Genomic DNA, 21,627 nt, shown 5'->3' on the forward strand with positions numbered 1-21,627 from the left:
AAAGGCATGCTCAGCATGCCTTTTTTGTGCGCTTACATCGCCTTGATTAATTCATATCTAAATCGGTGAGCTGAATTTGTAACTGCTCACGATCATCTTCTATCTGCTGCATTTTAACCAAGGTGTAATTAAGCTCAGGCGCGAACCAAAACAGCGTTTGACGACGGTTGTGGTCACGTACTCGGTCAACTCGAATCGCCTCAACCTCGCCAAATGGCAACTTTAAGGTTTCAGTACCATGGCGCGCGAATTCATAATCACGGTAATCACCACTTTCATCTACCAATGGATAGGTCCAGCTATCGGCGTCGCCAGCGACATCAATTTGTAACTGATGCAGCACCGCATTCGGGTCAAGAAGGCCGTCATGCCACTCTACATTGACATCATCGCCCCCCTCGGACACCACTTCTTGGTTGTCGTAATCAAAACGTACGCGTAGTGCTCGGTTCGACCCTGTACCTTCGCGGGAGTAATCAAAAATGAGCGGCTTTACCCGACCTTCTTCGATGCGGAAAAAAGTTTCGTTTTCGCGTCGATCAGAAAACACCAGCAAGCGTGCTCGGGTTGAGGTGAAGTAACGCCACTGGCCGTCTTCCTTTTGCTCCAACACGCGCTGTGCTTCACCACGCTCAGTGCCGCGGCGCGATAATACATAGTGCGCATGGTAAGGTTTGGTTAATGAATCTGCCATTTCGACTTGGTCCTTGCTGGCGGCCTTAGCAGGAAGCACCATCGCACTAACGGCTAGTACCGCAGCGAACAAACTGGTTTGCAGCAGCGTATTGCTCAAGCGCGGCATTGCCACTGGAAAATGTGCTGTTTGGCCACTTAGGCGCCCTTTTGAATCCTTCAATTGCATCACAATCAACCCCTTGCGTTTGCGTGCGCTTACATACTGAGCATCGCAGCTTTGATTTAGCATCATCAGCAACGAGCAATTACTAAGTTAGTGCCTGAATTGACTTTTTGGTTCCCAATTCGGCTTGTTGGGTTTAAACCTTAGCCTGCAAAGTTATAGACGCAAGTATAGCAAACCACTAAAAAATGCGAGTTTCTAATCTACGTCTGAATAATAAATAAACTGTTAAGCCAGTAAATCCGTACAAAATAGCAGCAAGTTATAAGTCATTTGCTTTTAAGCAGAAAATATTCCCTTTAGCAGGGGTTTGTGAACTTGCAAACTGGTCTGCTTTGTTCTACCTTGAAGGTTACTGGTCAGACCTCGAAATTGGAGTAAACAACATGAGTGTCGCAATCTGGATCATCGCTACCTTGCTAGTGCTTGGCGCGATGTTATATCACCGCAGTTCACTGCGCGTTTTCACCTTAGGCACGGTCGTGATGCTAGGTATCGCTACTGGCTTGAGCATTTTTGGTAGCACCACATTGACGGTATTGTGGATTATCGCTGCTGTTCTATTGTTGCCATTGAACCTTGGCTTTGTGCGTAAGTCTGTACTTACCAAGCCGATGTTAGCTACGTACCGCAAGATCATGCCGGAGATGTCGCAAACTGAAAAAGACGCCATCGACGCAGGTACTGTGTGGTGGGAAAGCGAAGTATTCCGTGGCGCCCCAGATTGGAAAAACTTGCACAACATCCCTGCGCCGCGTTTAAGCGCAGAAGAGCAAGCCTTCTTAGACGGCCCGTGTGAAGAAGTTTGCGCGATGTTGAACGATTGGGAAGTGACACATGAAGACGCCGATATGCCACAAGAAGTATGGCAGTATCTGCGTGATCATAAGTTCTTTGCGATGATCATCAAGAAAGAATACGGCGGTTTAGAGTTCTCTGCGTACGCGCAATCTCGCGTACTGCAAAAGCTTGCAGGTGTTAGCACCGTATTGGCGTCAACCGTTGGTGTACCTAACTCGTTAGGTCCGGGCGAGTTGTTGCAACACTATGGTACTAAAGCGCAAAAAGACCACTACTTACCGCGCTTAGCCACTGGTGAAGAAATCCCATGTTTCGCGTTAACCAGTCCGGAAGCGGGTTCAGACGCGGGCGCTATTCCAGATAGCGGTGTAGTATGTAAAGGTGAGTTTAACGGTGAAGAGATCATCGGTATCAAGCTTAACTTTAACAAGCGTTACATTACCTTGGCGCCTATCGCGACTGTCGTTGGTCTGGCATTTAAAATGTACGACCCAGATGGCTTGATTGGCGATAAGAAAGAATTGGGTATTACCGCTGCGTTGTTGCCGCGTGACACCAAAGGTATGGAAATTGGCCGTCGCCACTTCCCATTAAACGTGCCTTTCCATAACGGTCCTATCCGCGGAAACGACGTGTTTATTCCTCTTGATTACATCATTGGTGGTCAGGAAATGGCGGGCAAAGGCTGGCGTATGCTGGTTGAGTGTTTGTCGGTTGGTCGTGCTATCACACTGCCTTCAAACTCCGCAGGTGGTGCAAAATCGTTGGCGCTGGTGACAGGTGCGTATTCACGCATTCGCCGCCAGTTCAAATTACCAATTGGTAAAATGGAAGGCGTTGAAGAAGCATTGGCTCGTTTAGGCGGTAATGCTTACTTAATGGATTCTGTGACTAGCCTGTCTACCACAGGTATCGATTTAGGTGAAAAGCCTTCGGTGATTTCAGCCATTGCGAAATACCACATGACTGAAAAGTTACGTGTGGTAATGAACGATGCAATGGATGTACACGGTGGTAAAGGTATCTGTTTGGGCCCGAATAACTACTTAGGTCGTGGTTATCAAGGCACGCCAGTGGCCATTACGGTTGAAGGTGCGAACATTCTAACGCGTAACATGATGATCTACGGTCAAGGTGCGATTCGCTGCCATCCTTATGTACTGGAAGAAATGGAAGCTGCGCACTTAGACGATGCGAAAGAAGGTTTACGTCGCTTTGATAAGGCTGTGTTTGGTCACATTGGGTTTGTATTCTCGAATTTTGCTCGCTCATTATTCTTCGGCTTCGGCGGTAGCGTTTTCACCAGCGCCCCAACCAGTGACTCAACCAAAGCATACTACAAGCAAATGACTCGCTTTAGCTCGAACCTGGCATTGATGTCAGACGTGGCGATGGGCGTGTTAGGTGGCTCTCTGAAGCGCAAAGAACGTGTATCTGCACGCTTAGGCGATATGCTCAGCTACTTGTTCATTGGTTCAGCGGTATTGAAGCGCTTTGAAGACGAAGGTCGTCCAAAAGAAGATTTGCCATTCGTTCATTGGGCGATGCAAGATTCACTGTACAAGCTGCAGGAAGCGCAAATTGCGTTGCTACAAAACTTCGGTGGTGTAGGTGCATTGTTGAAAGCGACTATGTTCCCGTTTGGCCGCATTGTAAAAGCACCAAGCGACAAGCTTGATCATAAAGTTGCACGCTTACTGATGTACCCGAACGTGGCACGTGAGCGCTTAGGTGCCGGCCAATTCTTGTCAGAGCGCGGTCAATACGGCTACGTTGAGCAAGTATTGCGTGACATTATTGCAGTCGAGCCAATTTATGACACGATTTGTAAAGCAGCGAAAAAGCGCTACACCTTTACCCAGCTAGATCAGCTGGCGAAGAAAGGCTTAGAGCTAGGCGTGATTAACGCGGAAGAAGCTGCATTGCTTGAGCGTGCGGAAGAAGGTCGCCTGAAAGTAATTAACGTCGACGACTTCGCCCATGAAGATTTGCTAGCCGGTCGTGGTGCACGCCGTCACTTTGAGCAACAGCAAGCTGCCGTTGCCAAAGACAGCGAGCAAGACGCTGCGTAAGCTAACCAACTGTTGAATGTAAAAAGGGTCGCGATGAGCGACCCTTTTTTATTGCTTGTACTGCCAATCTGCAAAGCAATTAATCGTAGCGTGGTTGACGCTTTGACAGCCACATCATGAAGCTAACACCCAGAATTGTGGGAATAGTCCAGAGATACGGGTTAAACGCATGGGTTGGCATATACATGGCCGCACCGAACGACAAAAATGCGGAATAACCAGCAATACCTGCGCCTATCATGGAGGTAAAGTGTTGATACAGCCATTCACGGCGAAGCTTTCCAGGGGCCGCTACAGGTTTACGCAAGATAAACCGTAAATTACCTGGCACCATTAAGAAAGCAATAAACGCGACGCCAATTAACAATAGTTCGCGCTGACTCCAGCCAAGCCAAAACACCCAAGCGGCTAATAGCGCTAACGCCCCATGTAAGAATAAAATCCAAGTGGTTTTATACAGATGATGGCGGCCTTTATTGCGTACGGTTTTAAGCCCAAACAACACCAACACCGTGGCTAACAACCCCAGATATAACATCATCCAACCAAGTTGCAGGCGCGTATCCGCAGCGCCTTCGACCCATTGGGGTGAGGTCAAATGAAACGATGCCAGCACCATTGCAATAACCCCGCAAACAATCATGCTGATCGCAAACACGCGACCAGTCACGCGGTGCGCTTGCTTCCCTTTGGGCAATAACAACGGCAACCAAAAGGTCACGAGCGCGACCGCACCGCTTGTCACATGCAAAAATATTAAACCACTGACTAACCATTCCACATTATTGTCCTCGTGCCGTTGCAACCTGCGATGCTAAGCCTAACTCACGCCAGAACCTGCGCTTGGTAAAAACTCTGTAAACAGCATTCACAGCGCGTCACTTTCCGCTATTCTGATACTGCAACTGAGCCAAGCTCAAGAGCATCACTCTTAATTTAGTCATGGATGACACCCTGATATGTGTTGCGTTAAGAGTGACTTACGGCGCCCCCTCCCCCGGGGCGCTTTTTTTTTGCCTAGGTCACCTCGCCCGCCTTTGCGGCTGCAGTTAATTCATCCAAAGTTTGCGACCAATGTGCAACCCACTCTGGTAATTCTGGCGAACTTAAATGCCCGTGCCCCGTTGCTTCAAGTAAGCTGTCTGGGGTCATGCCCCCTTGCTTGCGCCAAAACATACCGCGCACGACCACAATAGCCGCGAGACGATTCTGACCATCATATATTTTATGCTGCAAAAATGCCCACTTATGGTTCCAGCCCAATAGCTGGGTCTCGACCTCAAAAGGGTCAAACGCTTTTAATTGGCGAATAAAGCGTGCATTGGCGTCACCAATCACAGGAATCGCTTTGTGCTTACGTGCAACTTGCAAGCAGCCAGTGCGCACAAACCAATCGACACGCCCTAAGTCAGCAAAGCTTAAGTAACGGCCATTGTTGACGTGCATATTAAAGTCTAAATCATTGGGTAACGCCCGCGAGCGGACACGTAAGCTATCAAGGGGGTGGCATTGGGGCTGGCGGAAACGGCGGATTAAAATCCACACCATGCGCAGTAAAAGATTCATATTCTACTCATAAAAAAAACCTGTGTTAGTGCGCTAGCATAGCAGCACTGAACACAGGTTTTATCACTACATCTATTTTTATTTAATTAAGCCGATTTCACGCAAACGCTCAGTTAAATATTCGTCCGCCGTAATTGGTGGAAACTGCTTCGGGTTGTCTTCACCGTAGCAAGTTTCCAATGCGTCGATCACCACGTCAGGGTTGAAGTGCAAGAAAAATGGAATCGAATAACGTGACTTATGGCTATATGGCGCAGGCGGATTCACCACACGGTGGGTGGTTGATGGCAACACACCATTGGTCAAGCGTTGCAGCATGTCACCGACGTTACAAATAATCGCGCCGTCAATAATAGTCACTGGAATCCACTCACCTGATTTTGATAAGACCTCTAAGCCAGGCTCGCGCGAACCAACCAGCAAGGTAATCACGTTAATGTCTTCATGGGCGCCCGCGCGCACTGACGGTGTTCCTTCATCAATAATCGGCGGATAATGCAATGGGCGCAAAATTGAATTGCCCATATTCACGCGACTTTCAAAATAGTCACGGTCTTCGCCTAGGTATACGGCAATACCTTCCAGCACGCGACGGCCCAGTTTGTCGAGCTCGTTAAAGATAGTCAGCATGCGCTGCTTGAAGTCAGGAACTTCAGTTGGCCACACATTTGGGGTTAACTGGGCATACTTTGGCGTGCCTTCAACTTCACGACCGACATGCCAGAACTCTTTCAAGTCAACATGCTTAGCGTCTTTGGCGATTTCAGTACCAAATGGCGTATAACCACGTGCACCACCTTGACCCGCTAAGTGGTATTTTTTCTTCACGTCGTCTGGCAACGCAAATAATTCACGGCTAATATCCAACGCGTTATGAATAATATCGCTATCGATGCCATGCTGGGTCAGCGCGACGAAACCATTCACTTCGTAACCTTCGCCAATAGCTTGCACGAAGCCTTCAAAGTCACTGGCGTATTGACTCATGTCTACATGAGGAATAGAACTCATAATGATACCTTTGCTAAACTATCTTTTGACGCGGGTCATTGTAACCTATTGCGATTAGCGGCACACTTGATTCATCACAATATCCTGGCTGTTAGAGGCACACACGAATTCATGACTAAACCAAATCGCCACCCTTCCCTGATGACGCTGCGTTGGTTCAGAACCTTTATCGTCAGTTTGGCACTATTTTTTGTGATTTTGTTTGTGTTGCCGCTGCTCTACGAGCTGTTTGTCACCTTCACCCCGCCGATGGATGTCAGCACAGAGCGCACCACGCGGCGCATTATGATGCTGGTATCGAACGTATTTTCCTGGGTAGTTTTGTTCTTGGGCTTGGCGTTAAGTTGGCGCCAGCGGCGGACGCAAATGCGCCGTGAATACGTGCATAAGCGCGTACTTGAGCGACGCCAGGACAAGCGCCGTGAGGCTGAGCAAGCACGCATCGCGCACCATGAAAAAATTTATGGGCGTAAACCCCAGGACAAAGCCCAAAAAAAGCCTGACTAGCAGGCTTTGATTGAATGTCGTGTTTACTTGACGCCAACTGGCGCGTGAATCAGTTCAGTACCATTCCAGCAACGCGTGGCTCGCACCGGCGCTGGGTTTTGACAGCGAATTTCAGCGCCATCTAGGTCAATGCTCTCAACCCGATTCGCGCCTTCAGCTTGCTGATGTAAATTGAAGCCATCATAGAGCTCACCCGTCACCGTATAAGCGCGATATTCCAAGCTTTGCTCAGTAAAAGTTAAGTGCTGAAATAGCTGCACGTCTTCGGCATTTCTTAGCATATGTTGCTCGGCATTTTCACTGACTAAATACATTTTAGGGCCAGCGACCGAGACCACGTACACGGGCCCCTGCTCGTTCGCCATGCTACGTCCATAGGTATGGTCGTGCCCTTGCAGCACTATATCAACACCAAACTCTTCAAACACTGATTGCCAGTACTGACGCAATATGGGGTTATCGCGCCCTAACGACACAGAAAACATCGGGTGATGCTGAATGACCACTGTCCACTGGTTCGGATTATCCGCCAGCACTTGCTTTAGCCACTCACCTTGTAAACGCGCACTATCGACGCTTTGCACCGCTTGGGTGGAATCAAGGGCAATATAACGTACGCCTTGATAGTCGGTGAAGTAGACTGTGTCCTGCAACCCTTCCGGGCCATTGGTTGGTAAGTTAAATTGTAAAGGCCATGCACTGACTAAATGGCGCACTTCCTGCTCGTCTTCAATGAATTCATGGTTTCCTGTGACTGGCACTTGCATCATGGAAGCGCCCATCCAGCCGGTCGCTTCAAACCATTCACCCCACTCATCATCAAGCACACCGTAACGCGAATTGACCAGATCACCTGCATACAGCATCACTTCCGCATGGGGCGTGCGGCGAATCGCTTCGCGTACTGTGCGGGCGTAATGCGACAGCACAGCGTTTTGCGCATCACCAAAATACAACACAGTCGACGGGCTAAAACTCGCTTTGGGCGTTTTAAATTGAAACCACTCACTCCAGGTATCCTGGCCCATCACGCGGTACGCGTACAAAGTGTCTGGCTTTAGGTCACTCAACACCGCGGCATGATGGTGGGCTTGGCCATTTTCGCTTTCCCCTAAACGCCATTCACCTTCAACTTCATGCGCAGTTAAGTGTAATCCGGGGGTGTTTTGCGCCACGGTTAACTGCACCAGTGAGCGCTCCACTGCGGTGTTTGTGCGCCAACTCAAGCGTTGCTCGGTTGCCGCGTGTTGACCAGGTAGCAAAATAATCCGGTCCGGGAAGGCACTGGCAACATAGCGCTGCATACCTTCCGGTACTAACGTGTTCGCTTCTGGGTAAGACTCTGCAAGTGCCGGGCTACTAGCCAACACCGCGCTGACCAATGCCAGCTTGGCTAACATTCCATACGTCGGTTTTAATTGCATAATGATTCCTTGATAACACAACAAGGCGCCCCCGAAGGTGCGCCTTGTAAGCCTCGATTAGAAGTTAGCTCGAACACCGATCATGTAAGCACGGCCAAATTGTTCATGCTCATACACGCGGCTGCGTTCACCTTGGTAACGCACTGCTTTAGAGTCAGTGAGGTTGGTTGCTTCTGCAAACACGGTGAAGTTGTCCGACACTCTGAAGCTTGCACTGAAATCCAGGGTGCCACGACCGTCCCAGAATACGTTCAATGAAGGGTCAGCGGTGTCGAACGCATCAACATACTCTGAACGGTAGTTGTAGGCCAATTGCGAACTAAAACGCTCGGTATCGTACTGCAGGCCTAAGTTATAGGTGTGTTTACTGGTACCGGCTAACTGGGTGCTACCAATACCGAACGGCAATTCAGCGCTTGAATCTGTGTAGGTATAGTTAACTAAGAAACCCAGTCCAGACCACGCGCCAGGTAAGAAGGTTAAGCTTTGTTGCCAGTTCACCTCAAAACCATACAATTCACCTGAGGTACCATTTTCTGGGCGTACCATGGTAAAGCCTTCAAATGGACCGTCAGCAACCGTTGAGCGCGCCTTAAAAATTGGGTCGCTCAAGTCTTTGTAGAATACACCTGCTGAAATTAAGCCCAATGGCTCGATATAGTACTCAGCCATTAAGTCAAAGTTATGTGCGTAGGTTGGGTTGAGTTCGGTGTTACCGATGTCCAGTGAACCACGACCCGAGACACGATCTTCAATAATGAAGTATGGTACTAAATCAGCGAAGTTAGGACGGCTTAAGCCAGTGCTGTAAGCTGCACGTAAAATTACACCATTGTCTAATTCATGACGTAAATGCGCACTAGGGAACACTTTGGTGTAGTCGTTACTTGCAGATACCGGCGTCGCTGTTTCAGTATCGTCATCAAATTCCGAAGCCTGACCTGACGTACGGGTATGCTCAACACGCACACCGTACAGTAGCGTGGTTTGATCCCACTCCACTTTGCTCATAGCATAGGCGGCATAGGTATCTTCTTCCGCGGTGTAGTCGCCTGTGATCGACGCTGCCGTGCGCACTAAGTAATCTTCGTTTTCAAAAATTGGCGCGTATAAATCAATAAAATTGCGCTGCATTTTAAGGCCGTTATTGTAGAACCCATCGAATGGTGCTGATCGCTTATCAATCACTACATCTGCATAGTCTGGGGCACCCACACCTTCGCCATTGCGAATACGGTCTTCGTCAGATTCTTTGTTCTTCAAGCGTAATTTAGCGCCCACTTTATGGGTAACATAGGCGTTACCCCATTGTGACGGGATGCTTAAATCAAGGGCATATGCCTGCTCGGTTTCATCGCTGCCACCAAAGCGGCGCTCGTAACGACGAAATGCATAAGAATCTAATGGAAAATCAAAGTTCTCCTGGACCACGTTGTTATCACCATCCAGAATGGCAAAGCTTGGTAAATCAGGGTTGGTAAAATCGTAAGCCATGGCTGGACGTGACGTTTCACGATACACCAAGTAATCACGGTCCGGGTAATCTTGAGATGCCGTTGAATAAGCGGCTGAGAATTCTAGCGTGGCGTTGTCAAAATGGTGACGGCCGCCTAACACCGTTGAGTTAATCCGGTTAATAAAGGTACGGTGACGAATTTCGTTATCAAACGTGGTACGCCCAGACACACCAGTCACCGAGTTCGATTCAGGGGTAAAGCGATCCCATGAAATTTCAATGGTGTCGCGATACTCGTTATCTTCAAAGCGTGAATACGTGTGTGACAGATATACATGGGTATTATCACTTGGACGGAAATCGACACGACCTGTCGCGCCAGTGCGAATACGCTTGACTTCGTAGTCTTTGAATTCTGTGGTTTCAGGAATGTAAGCACCGTTGTCTTGCAGCACCCAAGTGTGCTCGATGTTGTCGGTAACCCGGTTCGTTTCACTGTGGTTAACCGAGAACAACACCCCTAAGTCATCGCGACCACCAATGCGGTCACCTAAAGTTAAACCGCCGCGATAGGCGTTACCGCTGCCTTTTTCGTTCTCACCTAATGCTACGTGACCGCGCAAAATGCGTCCGCGGCTATCAAGTGCGCCTTGAGTCACGATGTTGATGTTACCCGCAATCGCGTCCGCGTCCATATCTGGGGTAATGGCTTTGGTTAATTCAAGTGCTGATATGACATCGGCTGGAATGGTATCTAAATCAATTGCACGTGTGCCGCCGTCCGGTGATGGCAGTACCACGCCGTCAATGGATACGTTTGAGAATTCTAGTGGCGCGCCACGCACGTTCACGTACTTACCTTCGCCTTGGTCTCGCTGAATAGCAGCACCAGGCAAACGCTGCATGGATTCGGCGACGTTATTGTCAGGAAAGCGCCCTAGGTAATCTGATGACACCACTGAAGTAATATTGTCTGCTGCACGCTGTGCATTCAGCGCGCGAGCCTGCGCGCCACGACCGCCAAATACTTGAATGCGCTCCATACCCTCTTCAGCCTGCAACGCTTCAAGGCTAATGGTAATGAATTGACCGCCTTGGGCACTCACTTGAGCGTCGATTTGCTGATTCTCGTAGCCTAAATAATCAATCGTCAGTTGGTAATCACCTGCCTCTAAGCCGTCAAAACGAAAACGACCTTGACGATCCGTGGTCGTTTCACGGTTGGTTCCAACCAAGCGCACGATGGCACCCGATACAAACTGGCCACGCGGGTCAGCGATTTCGCCGCGAATCGCTTGGCTGTTGATCGTTTGGGCAGAGGCCGAAATTAAGCTCAGTGGCTGGCTTGATTGGCCTGCAGTTGCACTAAAGGTGGCACCAGCTAACACCGCCGAGACGGTCAAAGCAATCAGTGTTTTGTTCGCAAACGGCTTAGGCGTTGGGCGAGTCTTTGAGAGAGTGTGAGAGCGCATGATATTTCCCATCTGTTGTGGTTACGTTTTAGATGGGAGGTCATGGTAGAGCGACTGTGTGACGGTTAAACTGAATTTGGATGACAATCCGATGACAAAGTAAACCTTGAGTGTAGCGCTGACCGACCAAGGCCAGCGCTAAAAAGGTTTACCAATCAAGACCATGTAATTCACCCAAGCAACGCTTGAGTTCTTCTACGGCGTAGAAATAGGTCATTTGGTCATAACTTTGACATACGTCTGCAAACTTCACTTGGGCTTCGTTGTGCAGCATTCTGACTAAACGATCTCCCACGCTATTTTGGTAAACATCCCATTGCACATTCGCCCCCATCGGTGACACCAGTGCGGCCCGCCACGGATTAGTTGCATAGTCGTATAGCGTGCCAGGCGTGACGGCTGAATCAGTGTGTTCGAGCTGCAACCAAGTGGCAATTGGCATGGTCACTTGAGCATGGGTAAAGCGCAAACTGGCGCTAGGCCCCTCCGGCAATTGCTCAATTTGCGTCATCATCTCTTTGAATAACGCATCGGCACCACGGTAGGTGATGTCGTTGCCTGCAAACCCTGGTCCGCGCCCGTAGAATGAATCTGCATCGTCCACGTACGCCAACCAGCTCGCGTGCTCAGCACTTAGAAACGGTTGCATATCGATGGCGTCGTCGGCAGCTAAATTAGGCGCAATCGAATACAAACCATAGAGTGCAAATAATGCATCTAAAGCATTGTTAATTTGGTCTTCATCATCGGCTTTGGCGACAAACTGATAGTCTCCAGCGTGCAAACGTGCGACAAAATCTTCGCTAAACAGACGTTGCAATGCTTGAATCGCTACCTCGTGAGTGCGCGTTGAACCCTCTATTTCCGCCATTGCAGCGACTAAATCGGGGTCATTGTCACGATAGTCGTCATAGCCTTCTGAGCCTTCTGCTTTATGAAAATATAACGTGCTTTCATCGGCGTACGCGTCTTCAATATGAACCGCTAAGTTGGGTTTTTGCGCTAATAATCCTGCAACAAAAGCATCGCCGCTTTGTGCCGCACGCGAACGTCCCGAATGTGACACTAAAATTGGTCGCGCTTGGGTAAATAAATCTCCATGGCGCGCTAGCATCCGTTGTGCCATCTGTGCATGCTCTTGGCGCCCGAGGGTACTTAGTTCGCCGTACCCCAGTTTCTCATGCACTGCGATAAAGCGTTCCAACACAGGGCCTAGCTGCTGACCAAGTTCTGTCAACGCCCCTTCTTGCTCTGCCTGCTGCCATAATTGCAGCATTAAATCGTCATCATCGGCACTCGACAGTCCGCGCGACCCATGCCGGGCCACATGCTGGACCATGGCAATGCTGTAGCCACTTGGCGGCGCTTCATACTGGCTGAAATGTTGGCGTGGCTGATACGGTGTTTTGCTGGTGATATGATCTACCGCAGTAGCTTGCGCGGTAAACAAACAGGTCAAACTGACGAGCAACGAAGTACGCATGAAAACCCTTTATAGTCGATAATAAAGCGACTTACGGTAGCAGCTGCCTGTGTCAGTTTTGTGACGATAATTCGGCTGCAAAGTAAAAAGGAGCCCGCAGGCCCCTTTAACTTTAGCAACTGACTAGCGGTCAGCGTACAGGTAATCCCACCACTGTGGCTCGTCTTTTAAATGCTTGTCAAAAAACGCCATGTAGGTTTGCCACCATAATAAGCGCGGGGTGCGGCGGTTTATCGCATGGTCTTCACCAATGAATTCCACCAGCTCAACGTCTTTATCCAGCATTTTAAGCGCCGTATACATCATGTGGCTTTCACCTGGTGGTACGTTGGTGTCGCTGTCACCATGAATTAACAACAGCGGCGTGTTAATTCGGTCAGCAAAATTCAACGGGCTGCGCTCGCGATACAGCTCTGGCGCATTCCAAGGGAAACTCCCTTTGCTGGCTTCGCCTGAATAACCAAAGCCCCACCAACCATGGCCCCAATAGGAACTAATATGGCTAATGCCAGCATGCGACATCGATGCAGCAAATAAATCGGTTTGAGTCGCCAGTAGCATGGTCATGAACCCACCATATGAAGCGCCTAAATTACCCACTCGATCTGCATCAACAAAGTCATGCTGCTCAATAAACCGACGCGTGCCTTGAATGATGTCGTCGGTCGTATATTCACCCCACGCATTCACATGCCGCGCCGAGAAATCCTGACCAAAGCCAATCGCGCCCGTAGGTTGCAATACATACACCACGTAACCCATATCGGCCCAGAGATTAAACGGATACCGCCCGGTAAAGTTACGCGTAACCGGCGTGGTGCCACCATAGTAATATACCAACGCTGGATACTGACGGCTTTCATCAAAGTTATGCGGCAGGTAAATACGCCCATAAATTGTGTCACCGCGTTCATTGGTGAAGTTCCATTCACGGGTATTCGCATCGCGATTCAAACGATACGCATCATCCGCGCTGTCCCACAGTAACTGAGCGCTATCGCCAATATCAGCAAAATACGTGCGCTGCGGCGCACTCATCAAGGTGCCTGCGTACACCACGCGAGGCGTGCTTTGCTGACTGACACTAGCGGTATCAATCACATCCACCACTTGGTCTACGCGATGAAAACGCCCTTGCTGCGCATTAAAGTGATACAACACACTGCGGTCACGGTCGGTGGTTTGTACCACCAAATCGCCGTTTGCCGTCGGCATGATTTGACTAATGGCAGGGTCAAAATCGCGCGACAACGGCGTCACGTCAGCACCATTCATGCTCACGCGGTACAGTTGACCGTCATAGTTGTTCGCCATTAACTCACTATCGTTCAGGGCCAGCCCTGCACCGTCACCAAATTCAGGGCCTGCAACCACATACAAGCCTTCCGGCGCGTAGCGTGCTTGGTTAAAGGTACGGTACTCCCCGATGGTTTCAACCTCGCCGCTGGCAATTTCAATTTGCAGCAAGCGGGTTAAACTGTGGGGTGGTTCAGCGTAATCAACCAAACTTTGGCTCACCAGCACGTAGTCACCGTCAGCGTGCGTGTCTTGTAGGCTGATGCGTCCTGCTAACTCAGTTACCTGGCTCAATACACCGTCATTGAGTGAGTAGGTAAATACGTCGGCTTGCTGGCGGAAATAGTTCCAGCGGTCTTCTAAAGCTCGATAGCGTTTCACTTGGCCATCATGCTCGTCTTCACGCTCCATCAAGGTAAACATCAGGGTCTCGTCATTCAGCCAGCGTAAACTACTTAGGCGTTCAAGGGCTGCGGTTTGACGTGTGACGTCACCTGAACCGACCTGCATGGTGTGCAATTGATCATTGCGCATAAAGGCGAGTTGCTGGGAATTTGGGCTCCAGCTGAATTGACTGGCGTTATCGGCCCATTCAAATACCACCTCTCGACTGGCTAAATGATACAGCTGCGTCTGCATCTGTGGGCTGTCGCCAGTGGCTTCACTAAAGTGCTGGCGTTGCCACACCACATATTCACCATCTGGTGATAACGACACGTTGGTGGTGGTTTGCGCATCAAATAGTTGTTCTGCATACAGGCGATGCGCTTGAGGGCGTGTCGTATCAACCACGTCATGATCCGCCTTGCCCTGCCAATCCAGTTGAACCTGTGACCAATCTTCAACGCCACCGACCAGCACCAACACTTGATGATCACCGGTTTGTAGTGCCAGCTCGTAATGGCTGTGACCGTCAACGTTGCGACCGTTGATTTGGCGACCATTGACGAATACGCGACTATGTTCAGCAGCTTCCACCACCAATGTGCCCTGTACAAACCGATCAACGCCCATTGGCACATACAAAAGCGCGCTACTTTGCTGCGACGACCATTGGCTCAATGCATCACCACTTGCTTCTTGTTGTAACCAAGGCTGGATTAAGCTTTGGCTAATCGCATCAGCGCGCGATGACTGGTACCAAGATAAATGACTTGGCTGGTTGATGGGATTGACCCACACCGCATCACGATCAATCGCGCTGGCTTGGGTTGAAAGGCCCAGCGTAGCGCCAGCCAGTAACCACCCTGCAAGCCCAGAAAAACCTATTTGTCTGCTTGTTGTCATGCGTAAAGCCCTATACTGTCATAAACTTAATTAACCGCTACACTGTACAAATAATTACAACAAATTTATACAAGGAATCTTTCCCATGGCTCTGAATCGAGTGTTTAAGCGCGCCGCTTGGGCCCTAAGTGCCTGTTGTATGTTGCCTGCGGCGATGGCCCATTCCCAGGTGTTTAGCACCTATCAACAATATGTCGAGCCACCTTACAGCAGTCTGGTCATAGGTTACGCCCAGGCCCGCTTCGACGACTATGATGACAATGCCAGTGACGTCAATTTTCGCTTTGAGCAGCGCCTCCTTGAGAACATATACCTTAGCGCCAGCTATCTAGATTTCAGTCAAAACCTGAGCGGCTTTGCCTTCCCTCTTGAGCTCGAAGACTTACAGCTCGGTGTCGGCTATATGGAACGTTCAGAGTTAGGCCCGCATGCGGATTTGTCGTTATTGGTGGGGCGTGAGACTTTTCAGCGCCCGCTTAGCGATGACACCAATGCCGCATTTATTGACGAGAGCAATTATTTCGGTGTCCAGTTCGGGTTGCGTGAAGCCCATGGTCCAATTGAAGCCCAAGCCGCGATTGCCTATGTGTTTCATGACGGTCAACGCGACGACCAGTTACGCTGGCACGTGGGCGCGTTTTTGACGGTCTGGGAAACCCTGGCGGTAGGCTTGCGCTACCAGGACAATGATGACTACAGCGTTGCCAGTGTCGAGTTTCGCTTTAGCTGGTAAAGGCCTTGCTCGGCGTTAAATATGTGCAAGTCACTTGAGCGATGGCTTAGGTACTTATAGACTATGACATTCATCAATTAATATGTGGCTGCGCGCAGGCAGTGGTAGCAACTTACCTAATGTGCGCGCAGCACTCGACTTGAGAATGTTTATTATGCTTCGTCGTATCATCCCTGCACTGACCCTTCTTGCGCTAACCGGCGCTGCTAACGCACAAGCGTTGAACCTCACTCAACCAAGCTACACCCATGTGTCAGCTGGCGTTGGGGAGAATTCCCGTGGACAACGCGCCTACATGATCGACGTAGAGCACGAGTTCGGGCATAAGTATTTTGTCACCGGGCATTACGAAAATATCAGCCAGTCCAGCAACCGTCCTCGCCAAAGCGTGATTGACCTCGGTGTTGGCCGTTATTTCAATGTGTATGACCGCACAACTTTAGATGTATCGACCAGCGTGGGTAACTTTGTTGAAGGCTCGAACGTATTCAGCGGCTCAGGTAACACTTTCTACACCTTAAATGGTGGCGTGCGTCAGCGTCACGACGCGTTAGAGTATCGCTTGGGTTATCGTTACATTGATATGAGCGGCTTTGATAGTAACCATGGCGTGGTGGTATCTGCCCACTTCTATTTCACCCCGCAAACCGCATTAGGGGTGTATTTCAGCGACGTATATGCCAACTCAAATTGGAGCTTCGGCCTGCGAGTGCTCTACTAAGCACTGCTTAGTCATTCAACAAGGCGATAACAACTCATCGCTTTGCCAGCCTGGGGTACTGGTCAGTACCCCTAGTCTCATGTATGCTTAGCCAGTTTTAATATAACACTTACTATAACAAAGCCTGCTCACAGGCGTTGCGCTATCCATACGGGGAATCACCATGAGTGACCAACAATCCGTCAAAAGCAAAGACGGCCTACTCGATAGAATTCTAAATAGAATCGAAATTATTGGTAATAAACTGCCTGACCCAGCGGTCATGTTTGCAGGGTTATTACTGATTGTTTGGGTGTTAAGCTTAATTTTCGCTCAATTTAGTTACAGTGAAATTGACCCACGAACGTCTGAAGCCATCGTGGTGAATAACCTGCTGGCACCTGACGCCCTAGCCAACTTTCTGGCGGGCATGGTTACCACCTTCACCTCATTTGCGCCACTTGGCGTGGTGCTAGTTGCTATGCTGGGTATTGGTGTCGCTGAACGTAGTGGCTTTATCAATGTTGGTATCAAGCTGCTGCTAAACAATACCGCGAAGTTCTTACTCACGCCGCTACTTATCTTAGTGGCCATTGTCAGCCACACGGCAGTCGATGCTGGTTATGTGTTGGTAATTCCACTGGGCGGGATTATCTTCTACGCCGCTGGCCGTCACCCACTTGCCGGTATCGCCGCTGCGTTTGCAGGGGTATCAGGTGGCTTTAGCGCCAACTTTGTACCCAGCGCCATTGACCCCATGCTTCAAGGTATCACCGAAGCGTCGGCGCGGTTGTACGATGCGAGTATCGTACTTAACCCTTTGAATAACTGGTTCTTCACCAGTTTATCGTCGATTGTCGTCATCGGTATTGGTTGGTACATCACTGACAAAATTATCGAGCCGCGCTTAAAAGGCACCGAAATTGACGGCGATCCAAGCGAAATGCCGCAAATCGAAGAAGTATCATCACAAGATCGAAAAGCCTTTACTGCTGGTGGCTTGACCATGCTGGCAGGCATTGCCTTATTGGTGGCGGCGGTATGGCCAGAAGGCTCAGCGCTACGCAGCCCACAGGGTGAAATCGCCGCGTTTGACGCCCCATTGATGCAATCTATTGTTCCACTGATTTTCCTGCTATTTTGGGTGCCAGGTATTGTGCATGGGTATATTGCGGGCACGTTTAAAGAGTCGCGCGATATTATTATGGCGATGTCAAAAACCATGGAAACCATGGCGTACTACTTGGTTATGGCGTTTTTCTGTGCGCTCTTTATTCAAGCCTTTGGTGACTCAAACTTAGGCATTTTAATTGCCATGAAAGGCGCTAACTTCCTGCAATCATTAGCAGTGCCTGGGTCTGTGACTATCGTCGGGATTGTATTCCTGGTTGCGCTGATCAACTTGTTTGTGGGTTCAGCCAGTGCCAAATGGTTGCTGATTTCACCGATTTTCGTGCCGATGCTGATGCAACTTGGTATCTCGCCAGACTTAACTCAGGCGGCATACCGTGTAGGTGACTCAGTCAGTAACATTATCACCCCGCTGTTACCATACTTCCCGCTAGTGGTGGTGTACTGTCAGCGTTATGTGAAGAACACGGGTATCGGTACCTTGGTATCACTGATGCTGCCATATAGTGTCGCGTTAGGTATTATCTGGACCCTATTCTTGCTGGCCTACTGGGCACTTGGCATTCCACTAGGTGTGCAGTCAAGCTACGGGTATCCAGCCTAAGTATTAGCTATACCTTAGACAGTAATTATCTACCTGAGCGTCACTTTTAAGTGGCGCTCTTTTTTATTTGCGCCATGGTATGATAGTCCTAAAGCTGTCAGGCACAGGCAATGTCGCCCTGCAGTAGTTGCGAATTAATCGATTGAGGTGAGTATGTCGCTACCAAGTTTTTTAACCATGTATTCAGAGCTGGTTGCCAGCCCATCGGTGTCGTGTTTAGACCCGTCTTGGGACACTAGTAATAAAGCGGTGATCGACAAACTCGCGGGTTGGTTTGAAAGCTTAGGGTTTAGCGTGCAGGTGAATGAGCTCGCGGCACAGCGTGGCAAATTCAATATGCTGGCCAGCTACTGCCCACATGGTGTCACCGAGGGCGGTTTGTTACTCGCCGGCCACACCGACACGGTGCCATGGGACGAAGGCCGCTGGACCCGTGACCCATTTAAACTCACCGAAGCCGACGGGCGACTATATGGCTTAGGTAGCGCTGACATGAAAGGCTTCTTTGCCTTTGTACTTGAAGCCTTACGCCAACAAGACTTGGGCCAGTTAACCAAACCAATTCGGGTACTTGCTACGGCCGACGAAGAAACCAGCATGGCGGGTGCGCGTGAATTAAGTAAATTTAGCGACTTAAAGCCTGATTACGCGATTATTGGCGAACCTACCAATATGGCGCCTGTGATTATGCACAAAGGCCACACCACCGAGTGCGTCAAAATTATTGGCCGTAGCGGGCATAGTTCAAACCCTGCTGCGGGTTTAAACGCGATTGACGTTATGCATGAGGTGATCGGCGAATTAATCAAAGTACGTCAAACCATGGCAGAAAAATATCATCACGGAGGCTTTGATGTGCCCTATCCGACCATGAATTTTGGTCATATTCATGGCGGTGACGCAGCCAACCGTATTTGTGCATGTTGCGAATTACACCTCGACACGCGCCCGTTACCTGGCATGCGCTTAGATGATTTTTATGGGTTATTACATGGTGCGTTGCAGCCTTTGCAAGCGCGCATGCCTGGAGTGATTGAAATCCGTTCCATGCATGAACCGATTCCCGGTTACGCGTGTCCGTCTGACTCGGCCATTGTGAAGCTTGCCGAAGAGCTGACCGGGCACAGTGCCACCCCAGCTAATTACTGTACCGAAGCGCCATTTGTACAAGATCTTGGCTGTGAAACCATCATTATGGGCCCAGGCTCAATTAACCAAGCCCATCAGCCCGATGAGTTCATTACCCTTGCGGAAATCGCCCCGTCGCAGCAACAATTGAACCAAATTATTCGTCGAGTGTGCCAAGCATGAACCAAGCGCTTACCTTGATATGCGGCGTCGATGAAGCCGGCCGCGGCCCGATTGCAGGGCCGGTAGTTGCGGCAGCCGTAATTCTTGACCCTAACCACCCCATTGAAGGGGTCACGGATTCAAAGAAATTAAGCGAGAAAAAGCGCTTAGTGCTGAGCGAAGAGATTAAAACCCACGCACTGTATTGGGCCATTGCCCAGTGCGATGTGGCAGAAATTGATCAGCTAAATATTTTACATGCCTCAATGCTTGCGATGTCGCGTGCCGTTGAAGCTTTGCCGGTAGCACCTGAACACGTGCTGGTCGACGGTAATCGCCTACCTGCGTTAAAAGTCCCTGCCACCGCCATTGTCAAAGGCGATGCCAGTGAAGCCTGCATAGGTGCAGCCTCTATTTTGGCGAAAGTAGAGCGCGACCGCCAAATGTTAGAATGGCACGCACAGTATCCAATATATGACTTTGCCAAGCATAAGGCCTACCCGACGGCAGCGCATTTAGCGTGCATTCAAACCCATGGTGTGAGCCCCATTCACCGCCGCAGCTTTCGCCCCGTGCGCGAGGTGCTGGCTAAACAAGCACAACAAGCAGCAGGAGGCTCCAACCCATGACAACTATACAAGGCGCAACTATCTGGCTCACCGGCGCGTCATCGGGCATTGGTTTAGCACTGGCAGAGCAACTTGCCGCCAAAGGCGCCAAGCTGATTTTAACCGCGCGTAGCACACAGACCTTAGAAGCCCTGGCTGAACGCCTTCCGGGTGAGCATCAGGTGCTCAGTCTGGACTTATCCAAGCCTGAGGAAGCGGTGCGCAACGCTGCAACTGCGTTAGGCGAGCAAAAAATTGATATCTTAATCAATAATGCCGGAGTGTCTCAGCGCAGCTTAGCTTTGGACACTGAATTTCAGGTCTATCGTGATTTAATGGAAATTAATTATTTCAGCGTTGTCGCCCTGAGTAAGTGGGTTGCGCCACGCATGGTTGAACAAGGTCACGGCTGCATTGTCAGTGTGTCCAGTGTGGCTGGTAAAGTCGCCACCAAACGCCGCTCAGGCTATTCTGGGGCGAAATTTGCCGTGATTGGCTTTATGGATGCGCTGCGGGCTGAATTAAAAGCCTCGAATGTGCATTGCTTAACCGTATGTCCAGGCTTTGTGCACACCCAAATTGCCCACAACGCACTGGTTGCTGACGGTTCGCGCTTGGGTCAAGCCGACCCTGATAACGCTGGTGGTATTAGCGCTGAGCAATGCGCGCAGGAAATAGTGCGCGCCATTGAACAACGCCGCGATGAAATCGTGGTAGGTAAAGGGCTATCGAAAATAGCCCCGTGGTTACAGCGTGTTGCCCCCGGCCTGCTACGCAACATGATAGCCAAACGCGACTAACCAAGTACGATTCACCGCGAGCAGAAACTTTAGAGCCAGCGCCGCGTGCGCTGGCGGTAAGCGCTATATGTATCGCCAAATTGCTGCTGTAAACTACGCTCTTCAGGAATAATCTGAAAACGCGTGATATACGCCACAAAGCCTAGCCACACCAACAAAGCTGTCAACGCGCCTAACCAAATTACGAAACCAAGTAGCATGCAGGCTAAGCCCAAATAAATCGGGTTGCGACTAACCTTGAACACGCCGTCAGTCATTAAGTGGGTAGTTTGTTCCGGGTGTAGTGGGTTCACTGTGGTTTTATGGTCATAGCAGGCACGAGCGCCAGCAATCGCGATCTGCGCGCCAACAATCGCCAGAATAACCGCTATCACCACCTGACCTGCAAACATGATAAGCACAACGGGGGCGTAGCGCCCCACCACATACATAAAAACCGCCGCTAGTAAAAGAATAACCAGCGGCGGAATTTTAAGTTCTAACCTTTTCAAAGTGTGTCCTTGGCGAAAATGGTTTCGCAGCCAACC

The 21,627-nt window shown here is 49.9% G+C and carries 17 protein-coding genes; 8 read left to right on the plus strand and 9 right to left on the minus strand.

Features of this window, described 5'->3' with window-relative positions:
- Nucleotides 1–46: 46 nt before the first annotated feature.
- Entirely contained in the window at nucleotides 47–862 is an 816-nt protein-coding gene (locus tag CWE07_RS01360; RefSeq protein ID WP_241974009.1) for a DUF3108 domain-containing protein, read from the minus strand.
- A 383-nt stretch (nucleotides 863–1,245) separates the two neighbouring features.
- Between CWE07_RS01360 and fadE the strand changes: the two genes are divergently transcribed.
- Nucleotides 1,246–3,732 (plus strand): acyl-CoA dehydrogenase FadE, encoded by a 2,487-nt coding sequence (fadE, locus tag CWE07_RS01365; protein WP_111568142.1) that lies wholly within the window; start codon nucleotides 1,246–1,248, stop codon nucleotides 3,730–3,732.
- 79 nt (nucleotides 3,733–3,811) lie between these two features.
- On the opposite strand, the gene CWE07_RS01370 is transcribed toward fadE, so the two are convergent.
- The 3 genes from CWE07_RS01370 to CWE07_RS01380 form a co-directional block, all read right to left on the minus strand.
- A complete protein-coding gene (locus tag CWE07_RS01370) occupies nucleotides 3,812–4,513 on the minus strand; it encodes a hypothetical protein (protein ID WP_111568143.1) in 702 nt (233 codons plus the stop codon).
- Between the two features lie 236 nt (nucleotides 4,514–4,749).
- Entirely contained in the window at nucleotides 4,750–5,298 is a 549-nt protein-coding gene (locus CWE07_RS01375; protein ID WP_111568144.1) for a thioesterase family protein, read from the minus strand.
- A 78-nt stretch (nucleotides 5,299–5,376) separates the two neighbouring features.
- Nucleotides 5,377–6,309, minus strand: coding sequence for an isopenicillin N synthase family dioxygenase (locus CWE07_RS01380; RefSeq protein WP_111568145.1), 933 nt, complete (start codon nucleotides 6,307–6,309; stop codon nucleotides 5,377–5,379).
- A 111-nt stretch (nucleotides 6,310–6,420) separates the two neighbouring features.
- Between CWE07_RS01380 and CWE07_RS01385 the strand changes: the two genes are divergently transcribed.
- Nucleotides 6,421–6,816 (plus strand): hypothetical protein, encoded by a 396-nt coding sequence (locus tag CWE07_RS01385; RefSeq protein ID WP_111568146.1) that lies wholly within the window; start codon nucleotides 6,421–6,423, stop codon nucleotides 6,814–6,816.
- 23 nt (nucleotides 6,817–6,839) lie between these two features.
- On the opposite strand, the gene CWE07_RS01390 is transcribed toward CWE07_RS01385, so the two are convergent.
- From CWE07_RS01390 to CWE07_RS01405, 4 genes are all read right to left on the minus strand, one after another.
- The gene (locus tag CWE07_RS01390; RefSeq protein ID WP_111568147.1) at nucleotides 6,840–8,240 is read right to left on the minus strand and encodes a purple acid phosphatase family protein; all 1,401 of its coding nucleotides are present in this window, start codon (nucleotides 8,238–8,240) and stop codon (nucleotides 6,840–6,842) included.
- Between the two features lie 57 nt (nucleotides 8,241–8,297).
- On the minus strand, nucleotides 8,298–11,168 hold the full coding sequence (locus CWE07_RS01395; RefSeq protein ID WP_111568148.1) for a TonB-dependent receptor: 2,871 nt from the start codon (nucleotides 11,166–11,168) through the stop codon (nucleotides 8,298–8,300).
- Nucleotides 11,169–11,316: 148 nt separating this feature from the next.
- Complete coding sequence (locus CWE07_RS01400; protein WP_111568149.1) at nucleotides 11,317–12,651, minus strand: histidine-type phosphatase; 1,335 nt, start codon at nucleotides 12,649–12,651, stop codon at nucleotides 11,317–11,319.
- A 123-nt stretch (nucleotides 12,652–12,774) separates the two neighbouring features.
- Entirely contained in the window at nucleotides 12,775–15,234 is a 2,460-nt protein-coding gene (locus CWE07_RS01405) for an alpha/beta hydrolase family protein (protein ID WP_111568150.1), read from the minus strand.
- Between the two features lie 85 nt (nucleotides 15,235–15,319).
- Here CWE07_RS01405 and CWE07_RS01410 point away from each other — a divergent pair, with 85 nt between their 5' ends.
- The 6 genes from CWE07_RS01410 (at nucleotide 15,320) to CWE07_RS01435 (ending at nucleotide 21,100) form a co-directional block, all read left to right on the plus strand.
- Nucleotides 15,320–15,967: a hypothetical protein gene (locus tag CWE07_RS01410; RefSeq protein WP_111568151.1), complete on the plus strand. Its 648-nt coding sequence runs from the start codon at nucleotides 15,320–15,322 to the stop codon at nucleotides 15,965–15,967.
- Between the two features lie 154 nt (nucleotides 15,968–16,121).
- Entirely contained in the window at nucleotides 16,122–16,688 is a 567-nt protein-coding gene (locus CWE07_RS01415) for a hypothetical protein (protein WP_126818961.1), read from the plus strand.
- Between the two features lie 163 nt (nucleotides 16,689–16,851).
- The gene (locus CWE07_RS01420) at nucleotides 16,852–18,402 is read left to right on the plus strand and encodes an AbgT family transporter (protein WP_111568153.1); all 1,551 of its coding nucleotides are present in this window, start codon (nucleotides 16,852–16,854) and stop codon (nucleotides 18,400–18,402) included.
- 153 nt (nucleotides 18,403–18,555) lie between these two features.
- Nucleotides 18,556–19,713, plus strand: coding sequence for an acetylornithine deacetylase (gene argE / locus CWE07_RS01425; protein WP_111568154.1), 1,158 nt, complete (start codon nucleotides 18,556–18,558; stop codon nucleotides 19,711–19,713).
- Complete coding sequence (rnhB, locus tag CWE07_RS01430; RefSeq protein ID WP_111568155.1) at nucleotides 19,710–20,321, plus strand: ribonuclease HII; 612 nt, start codon at nucleotides 19,710–19,712, stop codon at nucleotides 20,319–20,321. The genes argE and rnhB overlap by 4 nt, the downstream gene beginning before the upstream one ends.
- The gene (locus tag CWE07_RS01435; protein ID WP_111568156.1) at nucleotides 20,318–21,100 is read left to right on the plus strand and encodes an SDR family oxidoreductase; all 783 of its coding nucleotides are present in this window, start codon (nucleotides 20,318–20,320) and stop codon (nucleotides 21,098–21,100) included. Before rnhB ends, CWE07_RS01435 begins: the two co-directional genes overlap by 4 nt.
- Before the next feature lie 29 nt (nucleotides 21,101–21,129).
- On the opposite strand, the gene CWE07_RS01440 is transcribed toward CWE07_RS01435, so the two are convergent.
- Nucleotides 21,130–21,591, minus strand: coding sequence for a methyltransferase family protein (locus CWE07_RS01440; protein WP_111568157.1), 462 nt, complete (start codon nucleotides 21,589–21,591; stop codon nucleotides 21,130–21,132).
- Between the last annotated feature and the right edge of the window lie 36 nt (nucleotides 21,592–21,627).

The sequence above is a fragment of the Aliidiomarina maris genome (assembly GCF_003987335.1).
Taxonomy (GTDB): domain Bacteria; phylum Pseudomonadota; class Gammaproteobacteria; order Enterobacterales; family Alteromonadaceae; genus Aliidiomarina; species Aliidiomarina maris.

Coding starts and splice junctions, on each gene's coding strand:
- CWE07_RS01360 (WP_241974009.1), bottom strand. CDS start 862: ATGCAATTGAAGGATTCAAAAGGGCGCCTAAGTGGCCAAACAGCACAT.
- fadE (WP_111568142.1), top strand. CDS start 1,246: ATGAGTGTCGCAATCTGGATCATCGCTACCTTGCTAGTGCTTGGCGCG.
- CWE07_RS01375 (WP_111568144.1), bottom strand. CDS start 5,298: ATGAATCTTTTACTGCGCATGGTGTGGATTTTAATCCGCCGTTTCCGC.
- CWE07_RS01380 (WP_111568145.1), bottom strand. CDS start 6,309: ATGAGTTCTATTCCTCATGTAGACATGAGTCAATACGCCAGTGACTTT.
- CWE07_RS01385 (WP_111568146.1), top strand. CDS start 6,421: ATGACTAAACCAAATCGCCACCCTTCCCTGATGACGCTGCGTTGGTTC.
- CWE07_RS01390 (WP_111568147.1), bottom strand. CDS start 8,240: ATGCAATTAAAACCGACGTATGGAATGTTAGCCAAGCTGGCATTGGTC.
- CWE07_RS01395 (WP_111568148.1), bottom strand. CDS start 11,168: ATGCGCTCTCACACTCTCTCAAAGACTCGCCCAACGCCTAAGCCGTTT.
- CWE07_RS01400 (WP_111568149.1), bottom strand. CDS start 12,651: ATGCGTACTTCGTTGCTCGTCAGTTTGACCTGTTTGTTTACCGCGCAA.
- CWE07_RS01405 (WP_111568150.1), bottom strand. CDS start 15,234: ATGACAACAAGCAGACAAATAGGTTTTTCTGGGCTTGCAGGGTGGTTA.
- CWE07_RS01410 (WP_111568151.1), top strand. CDS start 15,320: ATGGCTCTGAATCGAGTGTTTAAGCGCGCCGCTTGGGCCCTAAGTGCC.
- CWE07_RS01415 (WP_126818961.1), top strand. CDS start 16,122: ATGCTTCGTCGTATCATCCCTGCACTGACCCTTCTTGCGCTAACCGGC.
- CWE07_RS01420 (WP_111568153.1), top strand. CDS start 16,852: ATGAGTGACCAACAATCCGTCAAAAGCAAAGACGGCCTACTCGATAGA.
- argE (WP_111568154.1), top strand. CDS start 18,556: ATGTCGCTACCAAGTTTTTTAACCATGTATTCAGAGCTGGTTGCCAGC.
- rnhB (WP_111568155.1), top strand. CDS start 19,710: ATGAACCAAGCGCTTACCTTGATATGCGGCGTCGATGAAGCCGGCCGC.
- CWE07_RS01435 (WP_111568156.1), top strand. CDS start 20,318: ATGACAACTATACAAGGCGCAACTATCTGGCTCACCGGCGCGTCATCG.